Annotated in this window: 10 protein-coding genes; 9 read left to right on the top strand and 1 reads right to left on the bottom strand. The window is 71.4% G+C overall.

Annotation, left to right across the window (positions count from 1 at the left end):
• Positions 1-311 precede the first annotated feature (311 nt).
• On the bottom strand, positions 312-683 hold the full coding sequence (locus tag AC1MGR_RS12085) for a transposase (RefSeq protein WP_108037163.1): 372 nt from the start codon (positions 681-683) through the stop codon (positions 312-314).
• 250 nt (positions 684-933) lie between these two features.
• Between AC1MGR_RS12085 and AC1MGR_RS12080 the strand changes: the two genes are divergently transcribed.
• The 9 genes from AC1MGR_RS12080 (at position 934) to AC1MGR_RS12040 (ending at position 12228) form a co-directional block, all read left to right on the top strand.
• Complete coding sequence (locus AC1MGR_RS12080) at positions 934-2160, top strand: transporter substrate-binding protein (protein ID WP_108037165.1); 1227 nt, start codon at positions 934-936, stop codon at positions 2158-2160.
• On the top strand, positions 2153-3790 hold the full coding sequence (urtB, locus tag AC1MGR_RS12075) for an urea ABC transporter permease subunit UrtB (RefSeq protein ID WP_480234709.1): 1638 nt from the start codon (positions 2153-2155) through the stop codon (positions 3788-3790). The genes AC1MGR_RS12080 and urtB overlap by 8 nt, the downstream gene beginning before the upstream one ends.
• Entirely contained in the window at positions 3787-4902 is a 1116-nt protein-coding gene (urtC, locus tag AC1MGR_RS12070; protein ID WP_480234708.1) for an urea ABC transporter permease subunit UrtC, read from the top strand. Before urtB ends, urtC begins: the two co-directional genes overlap by 4 nt.
• On the top strand, positions 4899-5609 hold the full coding sequence (locus AC1MGR_RS12065; RefSeq protein ID WP_480234707.1) for an ATP-binding cassette domain-containing protein: 711 nt from the start codon (positions 4899-4901) through the stop codon (positions 5607-5609). Before urtC ends, AC1MGR_RS12065 begins: the two co-directional genes overlap by 4 nt.
• Positions 5606-6340 carry an urea ABC transporter ATP-binding subunit UrtE gene (urtE, locus tag AC1MGR_RS12060; RefSeq protein ID WP_480234706.1) on the top strand — a complete coding sequence of 245 codons (735 nt, stop codon included), beginning with the start codon at positions 5606-5608 and terminating at the stop codon, positions 6338-6340. Before AC1MGR_RS12065 ends, urtE begins: the two co-directional genes overlap by 4 nt.
• 22 nt (positions 6341-6362) lie before the next feature.
• The gene (locus tag AC1MGR_RS12055) at positions 6363-7319 is read left to right on the top strand and encodes an acetamidase/formamidase family protein (protein ID WP_480234705.1); all 957 of its coding nucleotides are present in this window, start codon (positions 6363-6365) and stop codon (positions 7317-7319) included.
• Positions 7320-7506: 187 nt separating this feature from the next.
• Positions 7507-8487 (top strand): quinone oxidoreductase family protein, encoded by a 981-nt coding sequence (locus tag AC1MGR_RS12050; protein WP_480234704.1) that lies wholly within the window; start codon positions 7507-7509, stop codon positions 8485-8487.
• Between the two features lie 530 nt (positions 8488-9017).
• Positions 9018-11210 carry a TonB-dependent siderophore receptor gene (locus AC1MGR_RS12045; protein WP_480234703.1) on the top strand — a complete coding sequence of 731 codons (2193 nt, stop codon included), beginning with the start codon at positions 9018-9020 and terminating at the stop codon, positions 11208-11210.
• A gap of 124 nt (positions 11211-11334) precedes the next feature.
• The gene (locus AC1MGR_RS12040; RefSeq protein WP_480234778.1) at positions 11335-12228 is read left to right on the top strand and encodes an alpha/beta hydrolase; all 894 of its coding nucleotides are present in this window, start codon (positions 11335-11337) and stop codon (positions 12226-12228) included.
• Positions 12229-12336 lie beyond the last annotated feature (108 nt).

Here is a 12336-nt window from a genome sequence, read left to right as displayed (position 1 = left end):
GACGATCCCGCCTGCCCCGGTCCGGCGCGTCGCGTCCACGCAAGCGTGCCGGCCGTCGAAGCGCTCCGTGAATCCGCGCGGGCCACATCCACTCCGCGGGCCTGGGCATCACCGGCGCCGATCCGCGCAAGGTGCCGGCCCAGGGCATCGCCCATTGCCCCGAAGGACGCCGGTTGTGTCCCCGGCACCTGGCCTGGTTCACCCTGCCGGGCGGGGCCGTCTCACCGGGATGGCACTTTCGGGACCTGCGCACCGATCCGGTCCCCATCGACGGAGGCCGGTCGTGCCGGTCCCGTCCCGGCGTTCGGGGGTCAGGTCGCGGTCCTGAGGCCGGCATAGCGGCCGACCGAGGCATGGCCGCCCCTGAAGCCGGTCGGCGGAACCGACGGTCCGGGCATCGGGGTGCCGCGTGGCGGAGGGGCATGGTCCCGCCCGGCCGATGCCGTTGCGAGGAGCGCCTGCCGCAGCGCCAGGACCTCGCTGCGCAGGCGGGCGTTCTCGCGCTCCACGTCCCCGAGGCGCGTGACGCCGGCCGGCGACAGGCCGCCGAAGCGTCGGCGCCAGCGGTAGAACGTGCCGACGGAGACGTGGGCGGCCGTGCAGATGGCCGCGATGGCGGTCCCGTTCGCGGCCTCCTGCAGCAGGAAGGCGATCTCTTGATCGGTGTGTCGGGATCGACGCATGCGCCTCAGCCAATCGAACCGGTTTAAGAAGACCCGATCCAGCAAGAAACGCACCGTCGGCCAATGGGCGCGGACAGACGTGCCGCCCGGTGCGGCGTGCGAATTTTGACGTTTGACCTGCAGCGGCGCACGCGGCGTGGGCGGAACGCCGTGGTTTTACGCAAGCCGCAACCGCGCTGCAGCCTATTTGGCCTTCCTCCCCAGGCGCTCAACTCGGACAATCCGCCGGTCACGGAACGAGGCGAGAGCGATGGTCGGATTCACGAGACGCAGCTTCCTGGGCACGGCGGCGACCCTGTCCGCGCCCGCCCTCATCCGCCCGGCCTGGGCCGCCGACACGGTCAAGCTCGGCTGCCTGTTCTCGTCCTCGGGCACCATGGCCAACATCGAGGGCCGCCTGAACCACGTGGTGCGGATGGCGGCCGACGGCATCAACGCCAAGGGCGGCGTCAACGGGCGCCGCATCGAGGTGGTGACCTCGGACCCCGCCTCCGACTGGCCGCTCTATGCGCAGATCGGCCGGCAGATGTTACAACAGGAGAAGGTCGCCGCCCTGTTCGGCTGCTGGACCTCCGTCTCGCGCAAGTCCGTGCTGCCGGTGGTCGAGCAGAACGACGGGCTGCTGTTCTATCCGCTCCACTTCGAGGGCGACGAGAATTCGAAGAACATCGTCTACGTGAATTCGCCCCCGGCCAGCTCGGTGCTGCCGGCGGTCGATTACCTCATGGGGGCCGAGGGGGTCGGCGCCAAGCGGTTCTTCATGATCGGCTCGGACTACGTCTGGCCCCGGACCATCAACAAGCAGCTCAAGGCCTACTGGACGTCCAAGGGCGTGCCCGAGACCGCGTGGCGCGAGGAATACGTGCCGCTGGGCTTCTCCAACTTCCAGACCCTGGTGAACCAGGTCCGCAGCTTCGCCGCGCAGCCCGGCGGCCAGCCCATCGTGGTGCTCACCGTCGTCGGCTCCTCGATTCCCGATTTCCTGCGAGAATTCGCCAATCAGGGCATCCGCGCCACCGACGTGCCGATCCTCGGCCTCGACATGGTGGAGGCGGACCTGGAGGGCCTCGACACCGCCCCCCTCGTCGGCCACCTCAACTGCTGGGCCTATCTCCAGGCCGCCAAGGCCGAGGCGAACACGAAGTTCCTGTCCGAGTGGGCGGCCTACGTGAAGGCCAAGGGCGTCCCCTTCAGCGCCGACACGGTCATCGACCCCATGGTCTCGGCCTATGACAGCGTCCAGCTCTGGGCGCTCGCCGCCGCCAAGGCCGGCAGCTTCGACGTGCCGGAGGTGCGCAAGGCCTTTCCCGGCCTCAGCTTCGCCGACCCGTCCGGCTACACCCTGACCATGGGCAGCGAGAACAACTACGTCGCCCGGGGCGTGTTCATCGGCTCGGTCAACGAGAAGCAGGGCTTCGACATCCTGTGGCAATCGCCCGATGCGCCCAAGCCCGTGCCGTTCAGCCCGTATGGTTGAGGGCCCGGGACGGTTCGGACTCGTCGCCCTCCTGCTCTGGGCCGCGAGCCTGGCGCTGTCGCCGGCCCGGGCGGCCGGAGAAGCCCTCGATCGGGGCGCCTTTACCACCGCCCTCTGCGGAGACGGCGCGGCGCAGGCCGGGGCGGTCGAGGGGTTCCTGCGTTCCGCCGCGGAGGCGGAGGCCGGGGACGTCGCCTGGGCCGGCACGGCGCTGCGGGCCCTCCTCGACCGGCGCCTGTCCTGCCTCGGCGCGTCCGCCCTCCTCCTCGACCGTGCCGGTGCCGCCGAGGGGCGCGATGCGGCCACCGGGACGGCGCGTCCTGCCACGGATGGGCGGGCGCCGGTGCTCGGCCTGCGCCAGCGCGCCCTCGTCGAGACCGCCTCCGGAGCGGCGGCCCTGCTGACCGGGCCGAGTATCGCGGCGCGCCGGGCCGGCCTCGCCGCCCTTGAGCGCCGCATCGCCGCCGTGCCGGAAGCGCTCCTCCTGCGCGCGGCCTCCGCCGAGACCGATCCCGGCCTCAGGGCCGGCCTCGCGGCCGTCGCCCAATCCGCCGCCCTGTCGTCCCCGGACCCGGCGCGCCGCCTCGCGGCGATCCGGGCCGTGTCGGAGTCGCCCTCCAGCACCGCCCTCTCGCGCCTGTCCGCCCTCAAGGCCGATCCCGCCTACGGCAGCGATCCCGCCTTTCGCGACACCCTGGACGCCGCACTGGCCCGCGTCGAACGGGCGGTATCGATCGGCAACGGTCTGGCGGTGCTCTACAACGGCCTGAGCTTCGCCAGCATCCTGTTCATGGCGGCGGCCGGCCTCGCGATCATCTTCGGGCTGATGGGCGTCATCAACCTCGCCCAGGGCGAGTTCATCATGATCGGCGCCTACGCGACCTACGGCGTGCAGGAAGCCGTCCGGCGCCTGGCCCCCGCCTGGCTCGACGCCTACCTCCTCGCCGCGATCCCGGTGGCGTTCCTGGCTTCCGCGCTGGTCGGCATCGCGATCGAGGCCCTGATCCTGCGCCATCTCTATCGCCGGCCCCTGATGAGCCTGCTCGCCACCTGGGCGGTGAGCCTGTTCCTCATCAACGGGGTCCGGGTCGCGGTGGGCTCGCAGAACCTGCAATTCGCGATGCCGCCCTACGTCAGCGGCGGCGTGCCCCTCTACGCCGACTTCGTCGTCACTTGGAACCGCCTGTTCGCCATCGCCTTCGCGGCCGTGACCCTGGTGCTGACTCTCCTCATCCTGAAGCGGACGCCGCTCGGGCTGGACATCCGCGCGGTGACGCAGAACCGCGACATGGCCGCCTGCCTCGGCATCCGCACCCGGCGGGTCGACCGGCTCGCCTTCGGCTTCGGCTCGGGGCTCGCCGGCCTCGCCGGCGTGGCCCTCTGCCCGATCTACAGCGTGAATCCCGGCATGGGGGCGACCTTCATCGTCGACAGCTTCATGGTGGTGGTGCTCGGCGGCGTCGGCACCGTGGTCGGCACCCTCGTCGCGGCGCTCGGCATCGGCGGCGCCAACGTCCTCATCGAGCCCCTCTACGGGGCCGTGGCCGCCAAGGTCATCGTGCTCGCCGGCATCATCCTGTTCCTGCAGCGCCGCCCCGAGGGCCTGTTCGCCGTGCGGCGCCGGCGATGAGCGGCGCCGTCGACCTGGCCTCCCGCCGTCCGTCGGCCCGACGCCTCGGCCCGGCGCTGGGGGGCGACCCGCTGCTGGCGGGCCTCGTCGGCCTCGTCCTGGCGGCGGCCCTGGCCCTCGTGCTGCTCCAGCCGGCCCCCTACCTCGTTAACATGGTCGGGCAACTGGCGGCCTTCGCGATCCTCGCCGTCTCCCTCGACCTCGTCTGGGGCTATCTCGGCATCCTCAGCCTCGGGCACGGACTGTTCTTCGCCATCGGCGGCTACGTCTGCGCGATGCACCTGCTGGCCCATGCCTATGCGGTCACCGGCACCCCACCGGACCTGATGCAGTTCATGGGCTGGAAGAGCCTGCCGGTCTACTGGGCGGGGCTGACCAGCGCCCCCTACGCCTTCGTCCTGGCGCTGGGGCTGGCGGCGGCCGTCGCCTTCGTGTTCGGCCTCGCCTCGTTCCGCTCGCGGGTGAACGGCGTCTACTTCTCGATCATCAGCCAGGCGCTCGTCTACGTCGCCATGCTGCTGATGTTCCGCAACGATACCGGGCTGGGCGGCAACAACGGCATGACGGGGTTCGCGCTGCTGTTCGGCCGGCCCATGGGCGCGCCCGGAACCGTCACCGCCCTCGCCGTCGCGACGCTCCTGTGCCTCGCGGTCGTGCTCGTCGGCGCGCGCGCCCTGGTGGCGAGCCCCCTCGGGCGACGCATGCTGGCCTGCCGGGACGACGAGGCGCGGCTCCGCACCCTCGGCTACGGCACCACGCGCCTGAAGCTCGGGATCTGGTGCCTCTCGGCCGTCATCGCGGCCCTGGCCGGCCTCCTCTACGTGCCCCAGGTCGGCATCATCAATCCGCGGGTGCTCAGCCCCGACCTGTCCATCGAGATCGCGGTCTGGGTCGCCATCGGCGGCCTGGGCCGGCTCGGCGGCGCCGTGATCGGCGCGGTCGCGGTCAACGCCCTCAAGTTCTGGCTCAGCGCGGCGATGCCGGAGGCCTGGCCCTTCATCCTCTCCGGCCTCGTCCTGGTGGTGGTCCTCGGATTGCCCAACGGCCTCCTCGACCTCGCCGCGCTCCGGCCGAAGCCGACCTGGCTCCGGCGCGCGGGAGCGCAGCCGTGAGCGCCCTCGTGATCGACGGCCTCGCGGTCGTGTTCGGCGCCTTCCAGGCCCTGGACGGCCTCTCCCTTGCGGTCGATCCGGGAGAGGTCCGCGCGGTGATCGGCCCGAACGGGGCCGGCAAGACCACGCTGCTCGATGCGATCACGGGGATCACCCGCCCGCGATCCGGGCGCATCCTCCTCGGCGACGGGCGCGACCTGACCCGATGCTCGGAGGCCGAGATCGCCCGGGCGGGGGTGCGCCGCAAGTTCCAGAAGCCCAGCGTCTTCCCGGCCCTGACGGTGCGCGAAAACCTCGCCCTCGGCTGCGGCCCCGATTGCCCGGCGCGGGCGCGGCCGGCCCGCCTCGCCCAGGCCCTGGCGGAGACCGGTCTCGAAGGGCGCGCCGGCGTGCCGGCCGGCGCCCTCGCCCACGGCGAGAAGCAATGGCTCGAGATCGGGATGGTGCTGGCTTCCGAACCCCGGGTCCTCCTCCTCGACGAGCCGGTGGCGGGGCTGTCCGACGACGAGACCGCGCGCACCGCCGAACTCATCGGCGCCCTGCGCCGGCCCGACCGGGCCATCCTGGTGATCGAGCACGACATGGCCTTCGTCGAGGCGGTGGCCGACCGGGTCACGGTGCTGCACGAGGGCCGGACCCTGTTCGAGGGCGCCATGGCGGGCGCCCGTGCCGATGCCCGCGTGATCGACGTGTTCCTCGGCCGATGATGTCATCCCCCACCCCCACCCCATCCCCCACCCCTCCGGCCGGCCTGACGGTGTCGGGGCTCGACCAGCATTACGGCAGCGCCCAGGTGCTCCGGAGCGTCGGCTTCCAGGTCGCGCCCGGCACCTGCCTCGCGGTGCTCGGCCGCAACGGGGCCGGCAAGACCACCCTGCTGCGCGGCCTCGCCGGCCTGATCCCGCTGACGCGGGGGACGGTCGCCCTCGACGGCGCAGACCTCACGCGCTGGTCCCCCGACCGGCGGGCGCGCACCGGCCTCGCCCTCGTGCCGCAGGGCCGGGAGATCTTCGGCGACCTCACCGTCGCGGAGAACCTCCGGGTCGCCGCGCGGGCGCACGGGCTGGACCGGAGCGGCGCCGTCGACGAGGCCGTCGCGCTGTTCCCGGCGCTCCGCGACCTCTGGCACCGCCCGGGCGGCAATCTCTCCGGCGGCCAGCAGCAGCAGCTCGCCATGGCCCGGGCCCTGGCGACGCGGCCGCGCATCCTGCTCCTCGACGAACCAACCGAGGGCATCCAGCCCTCGATCGTCGCCGCCATCGAGGCCGTGATCGCCGGGCTCCAGGGCCGCGTCACCGTCGTGCTGGTGGAGCAGTACCTCGCCTTCGCGATCCGCCTCGCCGACGCCTTCGTCGTCCTCTCGCGCGGCGCCGTGGTGGAACAGGGCCTGCGCCAGGACCTGAACCACGACGCCGTTTCCCGGCACATCGCCGTCTGACCCGCCCGACCCAGGAGCCCGCATGTCGACGCATCACGAGATCCCCGCGACCCCCGAGAGCATGGTGCTGGGCTACTTCGACGCCACCCTGCCCCCGGTGCTGGAGGTGGCCTCCGGCGATACCGTGACGCTGCACTCGTTCCCGGCCGGCGGACGGGAATCGCTCCACCCCGATCCCGCCCGCGTGCCCGCGGATTACCGCCTCGCCCTCGACACCCTGGCGCAGGGCCCCGGCCCCCACTTCGTCACCGGACCCGTCCACGTGCGCGGTGCCGAGCCCGGCGACGTGCTCCAGGTCGACATCCTGGATCTCAAGTTCCGCATGGACTGGGGCTTCGTGGCGATCCTGCCTCTCCTCGGCACCCTGCCGGACGAGTTCACGGACTACGAGACCATCCACCCCGACATCGACGTCGCCCGCGGAGTCGCCGTCCTGCCCTGGGGCACGGAACTGCCCCTCGATCCGTTCTTCGGGATCATGGGTACCGCTCCCCCCGCCGCCTGGGGCCGGGTCGGAACCCCGGTCCCGCGCGGGTTCGGCGGGAACATGGACAACAAGGAGCTCAGGGTCGGCACCACCCTGTACCTGCCGGTCTACAATCCCGGTGCCGGCTTCTACGCGGGCGACGGCCACGGCGTGCAGGGCGACGGCGAGGTCTGCATCACCGCCCTGGAGACGGGCCTCACCGGCACGTTCCGCCTCACCGTGCGCAAGGACCTCGGCTACGCGTGGCCCTTCGCCGAGACGCCGACGGACCTGATGTCGATCGGCCTGCACGAGAGCCTGGACGAGGCGATGCGCCAGGCCGTGCGCGAGATGGTGCGCCACGTCTGCGACCGCACGGGCCTGACCCGCAACCAGGCCTACATGCTGTGCTCGCTGGCCGGAAACCTGCGGATCACCCAGACGGTGGACGGCAACAAGGGCGTGCACATGCTGATGCCCAAGAAAGCCCTGACGTCGAAGAGCGGTCTCTGACGTCGAAGGACGCCCTCGAACGTCGAAGGACACCCTCGCGTCGCGCGGCGCCCCGGCGGCCGGGCTCCCGCCGGACGCGACGTCCCGGGAACATCGTCGCGATGGGACCCGGTTTGGTGGGTGCAACGGGCGGCCCCGGGGCTTACTGAGGTCCGACCCGTAGAAGCCGCCAGGGACTCGCAGCCGCATGGTCATGAGACGTGTCGTCAAGCTCACCGCGTTCGGCGCTCCGCAGGTCCTGACCCTCGTCCGCGAGCCGCTTGCGCCGCCCGCGCCGGGGGAGGTGCGGGTTCGCCAGACCGCCATCGGCTTCAACTTCATCGACATCTACCAGCGCACGGGCGTCTATCCCCTCCCCCTGCCGACCGGCCTCGGCTTCGAGGCGGCCGGCCTCGTCGACGCGGTCGGGCCGGAGGTCGCGGGCCTCCGGGTCGGCGAGCGGGTCGCCTACATGAATGCCGGGGTGGGCGCCTATGCGGATTTTCGCAACGTGCCCGCCGACAGGCTCGTCGCCCTGCCCGAGACCGTCACCGATGCGGCGGCGGCCACCCTCCTGTTCAAGGGCATGACCGCCCAGTACCTCCTGCGCAGGACGTACGCGGTCCAGGCCGGGGACCTGCTGCTCGTCCATTCGGCCGCCGGCGGCGTCGGGCAGATCCTCACCCGCTGGGCGACGGCGCTCGGCGCGGAGGTGATCGGAACCACGGGCTCGCCGCACAAGCGCGAGGCCGCGCGCGCCGCCGGCTGCGTCGCGGTCGTGGACCTGAACGATCCGGACTGGCCGGAGGCGTTCCTGGCGGCGAGCGGCGGCCGCAAGGCCCGCGTCGTCTACGACGCGGTGGGCAAGGACACCCTGATCCGATCCCTCGACTGCGCCGCGCCCTTCGGGCTCGTGGTCTGCTACGGCGCGTCGTCCGGCAAGGCTCCGGCGGTGGACCCCGAACTGCTCAACAAGAAGGGCTGCCTCTTCCTCACGCGCCCCTCCGTCTTTCCGCACAACGCCGATCCGGCCACCTTCCGGGCCAATGCGGCCGACCTCTTCGACGCCATCGCCCGGGGGCACGTGACCGTCGACATCGGCGCACGCTACGCCCTCGCGGACATCGTGGAGGCCCACACCGCCGTGGAGGCACGCCGGTTCAGCGGAGCGCTCCTCATCACACCGTAGACGCACCGTCATCCGGACGAAGCGGCATCCCTCGCGCCGTGGGACCGAGGTCTGCCGAAGCCCGTCACCGACACGGGGGACAGGACGGCGTCCCCGATCCAACGCAGCTTCAATGACGTCCTTCCCCGGCGGGGGCGGACCGTTACCCCGTCGAAGCCCGCAGCTTGAGCCTCGGTGCCGCGGCGCCCGAGCCTGCTTCGCTGCGCGTGGCGCTCCGAGGCGACCGTCTGACCGCCGCCCGACCCAGGCGGTCCGGGCGGCGCGAGCCCTGCTGCATTGCGGCGTGGCAGCCAGTCGCTGCACTGCTTGAAAGCATCCCTGCCAAGATCATGGGCACGGTCATCTGGTTTCCGGCTCGTGGCGCTACGCAACACAAAGCATTTCGATCGATTGTTCGAGTAGTTTAGAACGGCTTCAGTTTTTAGGTGCTCTAAGTGTGTCTTTCACATCACGATTTCGACTTGCCTTATAGCTCGTGAGCGGCAATGAAATCGCTGCTGCGCCGCTCAGGGCGCCTATCAGCGTGCCCTATGCCTCATCGCACCTCGTTCCTCGCTCTGCTCCTCGCCACGACAGCCCTCACCGGGCCTGCGGCGGCACAGCAGGCGAGCGTGCAGCTCGACCAGCTCTCCGTCGAGGGCGCGGTTCCTGGCCCCCGGATCGGGAGCGGGGCCAATCTCAGCGGGGGTGATGGCGGGACGGCGGCGACCAGCGGCGGCGGCGGCGGCCCGTCCGGAGTCGCCGGCTACACCGCCCGGATCAGCCCCACCGCGACCAAGACCAACACGCCACTGCTCGAGACCCCGCAATCGGTCACGGTGCTCACCCGCGAGGCGCTCAACGATCGCAACGTGCAGACGCTCAACGAGGCCATCGGTTACGTGGCCGGCGTGTCGTCAAACGTCTTCGGCTTCGACCCGCGCTTCGACTCGTTCTACGTGCGCGGCTTCAGCCTGACCTATGACGGCATCTTCCGGGACGGCCTGCGCCAGGTCGCGGCCGGCCTGACGGTGCCGCGCATCGAGCCCTACGGCATCGAGGCGGCCACGATCCTGCGCGGGCCGGCCTCGGGCCTCTACGGGCTCGGCTCGCCCGGCGGCATCCTCGACGTCACCACGAAGCGGCCGGTCTTCACCCCCTTCGGCGAGGTGCAGCTGCAGGTCGGCAACTTCGACCGCTACCAGGGCAATTTCGACATCGGCGGCCCGGTCGAGGGCACGGGCGGCACCCTCGCGTACCGCCTCACCGGAATCCAGCGCCAATCGGACACCTTCATTCCCGGGGGCTCGGACGACCGGAGCTACATCGCGCCGTCCTTCACCTGGAAGCCGTCCGCCGACACCACCTTCACCTTCCTGAGCGAGTATCAGGAGACCAAGCTTCCGGGCAGCACGACGTTCTTCAACCAGAACCTGCGCCCGACGCGGATCTACTCGGGCGATCCGGCCTTCAACGACTTCCGGCAGCAGCAGGGGCGCGTCGGCTACGCGTTCGAGCACCGCTTCGACGCGGATCTGGTCTTCCGGCAGAACTTCCGCTTCTACGACATCAGCAACGACTATCGCTACGCGTCGATCGGCGCCCTCAGCCCCGACGGCACGAGCGCCAGCCGGTCGACCGGATACTCGCGGCAGTTCCTCAGCCAGATCACCCTCGACAACCAGATCGAGGCGCACGTCACCACCGGGCCGGTCGCGCACACGCTGGTGGCGGGGCTCGACTACGCGCATTCCGACTTCAACTATCGCTTCGGCTTCGGTGCGGCCCCCGATCTCAACCTCGTCACGCGCAATTACGGCCAGCAGCCGATCCTCGCGCCGCTGCTGGGTCCGCGCACCGCGCAGAGCCAGGATCAGGTCGGCCTGTACCTGCAGGAGCAGGCCCGGTTCGACCGCTTCGTGCTGACCCTGACCGGGCGCTACGACTGGGTGTCCCAGACCACGACCGCGGCCCCCGCTGCCGCGACCCAGCAGAACGACCAGGCCTTCACGGGCCGCGTCGGCCTCAACTATCTCCTGGCCCCCGGGCTCGTCCCCTATGCCAGCTACGCCACCACCTTCGCGCCGCAGCCGGGCGTGGATGCCGCCGGACGCGCCTTCCGGCCGGCGACGGGGGACCAGATCGAGGCCGGCGTCAAATACCTGATCCCCGGCACGAACATCCAGGCGGGGTTCGCCGGCTTCGACATCGTCCAGAGCAGCGTCCTGCGCACGGATCCGAACAACGTCGCCTTCCAGGTGGCGACCGGCGCCGTCGAGTCCCGCGGCTTCGAGATGGAGGCCATCGCCAATCTCGCGCCGGGCACCAACCTCACCCTGGCCTACACGCATCTCAACCTGCGCTATCTCAGTCAGACCTCGTTCGCGGGCCAGTCCCTCGACGGCAACGCCCTCTCGGGCATCCCGGGGGACACGTTCACCGGCTTCCTGAGCTACCTGTTCCCGTCGAGCTCGGCCCTGCGCGGACTGACGCTCGGTGGCGGCATCCGCTTCAACGCCAACAGCTTCGCCAACGACGAGAACACGGTCCCGAACCCGACGGTGACGCTGTTCGACGCGTTGATCGCCTACGATTTCGCCGCCATCGACCCGGCCTACAAGGGCTTCCGCGCTCAGGTGAACGCGAACAACATCTTCGACCGCGACTACTTCACCTGTCAGGCCGGCTTCTGCTATCGGGGCGCCCCCGCCACGGTCATCGGCAGCCTGATCTACCGGTGGTGATCGTGACGGGCGTCATGGCCGGGGACGGCCGCCGGCGGATGACGGGCGCGGCCCGGGTGGACCAGGCCCGGTGAGCGCCCCCGTTTCACGGCGCGCCGCCGCGGGCCTCCTGGCGACCGCCTGGATGACGCTGGGTGGATATGCCGTCCGCGCCGCCGGTCCGGACGAGCCGGCACGGCTCGCCGGCGCGGTCAGCTTCGACTTGGGGGGCGACGCGGACCGTGCGCCCTGGCGGATCACCCTCTACATCCCGCCCGGGGCGGCGCCGGTGGACGGGTGGCCCGTCCTCTACCTCCTCGACGGCAACGCGGTGACGGGCACCGCCATCGACATCGAGCGGGTGCAGGCCCCGTACCCGGACGCCACGGGAATCGCGTCCCGCTTCGCCGTCGTGGGCATCGGCTACCCGGGCGACGAGGCCCACGACGGCGCGCGCCGCTCATGGGACTACACGCCGCCTCCAGGCCGGTCCTACCCGGGCCACAGGCCCGGGGGGCCGACGATGCGGACGGGGGGCGCCGACGCCTTCCTTCACTTCGTCACGACGACGCTCCGGTCCGCGGTCGCGCAGCGGTGCCGGGTCGATCCAGCGCGGCAGGCGCTGTTCGGACATTCCTTCGGCGGCCTGTTCGTCCTCTACGCCCTCGCGCATCGGCCGGACGCCTTCTCCCACTGGATCGCCGCGAGTCCGTCCATCCACTGGGAGGATCGGGTCGTACTGAAGAGCCTCGCGCGTCTCGAACAGGGACCGCCCGTCCGCGCGCGCGTGCACCTCTCCGCCGGGGTCTACGAGGAGGCCTTGGCACCTTTCCAGGACCGCGCTCCCGACCGCGCGGCCCGCCTGGAGCGCCTCACCTCCGCACAGATGATCGCGCTGGCACGCGCGATGGCGGAGCGGCTCGGCCGGATCCCCGGCGTGACGAGCGAGTTCCGGCTGATTCCCCGGCGGACGCACATGACCGTTCTGCCGGACGCGGTGAACGACGCCGTCGCATTCTTCCTGCAGCGGGGGACGTAGTCCGACGCCGTGGCGGAACGCCGAAGCGGAGAAGGGCCACCGCTTCGGGTCGGGAGAGACCCGGATCGTCCCGCCGCCGCCGCTCTCCGGCGGCCTGCGGCGTGACGC

Source organism: Methylobacterium sp. BI1 (assembly GCF_056680125.1).
Note: the sequence above shows the minus strand (reverse complement) of the source record. Positions and strands in the feature narration are given on the sequence as shown.

Excerpts from the sequence above, each read along its gene's own strand:
- AC1MGR_RS12055 (WP_480234705.1), top strand. The coding sequence starts at position 6,363 with ATGTCGACGCATCACGAGATCCCCGCGACCCCCGAGAGCATGGTGCTG.
- urtB (WP_480234709.1), top strand. The coding sequence starts at position 2,153 with ATGGTTGAGGGCCCGGGACGGTTCGGACTCGTCGCCCTCCTGCTCTGG.
- AC1MGR_RS12045 (WP_480234703.1), top strand. The coding sequence starts at position 9,018 with ATGCCTCATCGCACCTCGTTCCTCGCTCTGCTCCTCGCCACGACAGCC.
- AC1MGR_RS12050 (WP_480234704.1), top strand. The coding sequence starts at position 7,507 with ATGGTCATGAGACGTGTCGTCAAGCTCACCGCGTTCGGCGCTCCGCAG.
- urtE (WP_480234706.1), top strand. The coding sequence starts at position 5,606 with ATGATGTCATCCCCCACCCCCACCCCATCCCCCACCCCTCCGGCCGGC.
- AC1MGR_RS12040 (WP_480234778.1), top strand. The coding sequence starts at position 11,335 with ATGACGCTGGGTGGATATGCCGTCCGCGCCGCCGGTCCGGACGAGCCG.
- AC1MGR_RS12080 (WP_108037165.1), top strand. The coding sequence starts at position 934 with ATGGTCGGATTCACGAGACGCAGCTTCCTGGGCACGGCGGCGACCCTG.
- urtC (WP_480234708.1), top strand. The coding sequence starts at position 3,787 with ATGAGCGGCGCCGTCGACCTGGCCTCCCGCCGTCCGTCGGCCCGACGC.
- AC1MGR_RS12085 (WP_108037163.1), bottom strand. The coding sequence starts at position 683 with ATGCGTCGATCCCGACACACCGATCAAGAGATCGCCTTCCTGCTGCAG.